We start from the raw sequence: 2,020 nt of genomic DNA on the forward strand, positions 1-2,020 counted from the left end.
TTATTGACACCATCCTTCTTTCGATGATATACTCAATTTCGTAGTTTAAAATGGTTCTTGAACGTATTAAAACGTTAACTGAATAAAGCGTTTAAAAGCGCTCTTATCAAGAGAGGTGGAGGGATGTGCCCGATGAAACCCGGCAACCGTCAGCGCTGCTGAAATGGTGCCAATTCACACAAAGCGTTCGCTTTGAGAGATAAGAGACAGAACGGACGATTCGCGCCTTTCTGTTCTCTTGAGCAGAAAGGCTTTTTTCATGGAAGGAAGGTGACAGCAACGTGATTACTTTATCGAATGTAACAAAAGTGTACAAAACAGCAAGTGGACATGTGACCGCTGTTGATCGTGTGAACTTGCGTATTGAAGCAGGAGAAATTTTTGGCATTATCGGCTATAGCGGCGCAGGAAAAAGTTCGCTCATTCGGTTATTAAATGGATTAGAAAAGCCAACGAGCGGCGAAGTCATTGTCGATGGCCAGGAGATCGGAAAAATTGGCGGAAAACAATTGCGACAAGCGCGCCAGCAAATCGGGATGATTTTCCAACATTTCAATTTACTTTGGTCGCGAACAGTGCGCGAAAATATTGCATTCCCCCTCGAAATTGCTGGCGTTCCGCAAGAGGAGCGAATGAAGCGAGTTGATGAACTAATTCAACTTGTCGGACTGCAAGGAAGGGAAGACGCGTATCCGTCGCAATTGAGCGGAGGACAAAAGCAGCGCGTCGGCATTGCGCGCGCGTTAGCGAACAATCCAAAAGTGTTGTTGTGCGACGAGGCAACGTCAGCGCTCGACCCACAAACGACAGATTCCATCTTAGATTTGCTCGTCGACATTAATAAACGTCTCGGTTTAACGATCGTATTAATCACTCATGAAATGCACGTCATTCGTAAAATTTGTGATCGTGTAGCGGTCATGGAAAACGGAAAAATTGTTGAAATGGGCGAAGTGCTTCACGTGTTTCGTAAGCCGGAGCAGCCGATTACGAAGCGTTTCGTTCAACAAGTAACTGAGCCGGAAGAAACGAAAGAAGCGATGTTGCATCTTCTTGAGCGATATCCAAATGGAAAAGTTGTACAGCTTACATTTGTCGGCGAAGCAGCTGAGCAACCGCTCATCACGCACATCATTCGACAATTCGATTTGAACGTGAATATTTTGCAAGGGAAAATTTCGCAAACGCATCACGGTTCATACGGGGTGTTGTTCGTTCATTTAGACGGTGCGAATGAAGAAATCGAGCGAGCGCTCGCTTTTATTCGCCAGCAAGAAGTTGGAGTGGAGGTGTTGGCGAATGTGGAATGAGCTATTTCCGAACGTCGTTTGGGATAAAATATGGGCGGCAACAACGGAAACGTTATATATGACAGCTATTTCAGTTGCGGCGACGTTTGTGCTCGGCATTTTGCTTGGATTGTTACTCTTTTTAACGTCAAAGGGAAACATATGGGAAAATCGTATCATTAACGGCGTTATCGCATCGTTTGTTAACATTTTCCGTTCGATTCCGTTCATCATTTTAATTATTTTACTCATCCCGTTTACTAAGTTTGTTGTCGGTACGATTCTCGGTGCCAATGCGGCACTGCCGGCGCTCATTATTGGAGCGGCTCCATTTTATGCGCGCATGGTTGAAATTGCGCTTCGTGAAATTGATAAAGGGGTTATTGAAGCGGCAAAAGCGATGGGAGCAACGACAACGACAATCATCTGGAAAGTGCTCCTTCCTGAAGCGCTTCCTGCCCTTGTATCTGGAATTACCGTTACAGCGATCGCTCTCGTTGGTTATACGGCGATGGCGGGAGTTGTCGGCGCTGGGGGGCTTGGGAACTTAGCTTATTTGGAAGGATTCCAGCGTAACAATAACGATGTGACGCTCGTTGCAACAGTGCTCATTTTAGTCATCGTCTTTATCATTCAGTTTATTGGTGACTTTGTCACTTCTAAAATAGATAAACGATAAAAGTCCTGCGGTAATATGTCAAGGTGAAAAATCATCGAAATTGGAAATTCGA

The 2,020-nt window shown here is 45.0% G+C and carries 2 protein-coding genes and 1 riboswitch; both genes read left to right on the forward strand.

Going from position 1 to position 2,020, the window contains the following annotated elements; all coding sequences use genetic code 11:
- Positions 1–100 precede the first annotated feature (100 nt).
- Positions 101–206, forward strand: a riboswitch (SAM riboswitch).
- 75 nt (positions 207–281) lie between these two features.
- Complete coding sequence (locus tag V7Z64_RS13135) at positions 282–1,310, forward strand: methionine ABC transporter ATP-binding protein (RefSeq protein ID WP_334110723.1); 1,029 nt, start codon at positions 282–284, stop codon at positions 1,308–1,310.
- Entirely contained in the window at positions 1,300–1,968 is a 669-nt protein-coding gene (locus V7Z64_RS13140; protein WP_297988670.1) for a methionine ABC transporter permease, read from the forward strand. Before V7Z64_RS13135 ends, V7Z64_RS13140 begins: the two co-directional genes overlap by 11 nt.
- Positions 1,969–2,020: the final 52 nt, after the last annotated feature.

Source organism: Anoxybacillus sp. (assembly GCF_036834105.1).
GTDB lineage: Bacteria > Bacillota > Bacilli > Bacillales > Anoxybacillaceae > Anoxybacillus.

What these genes read in the sequence shown, in the direction of transcription:
- V7Z64_RS13140 (WP_297988670.1), top strand. Translation starts at nt 1,300, where the DNA reads ATGTGGAATGAGCTATTTCCGAACGTCGTTTGGGATAAAATATGGGCG.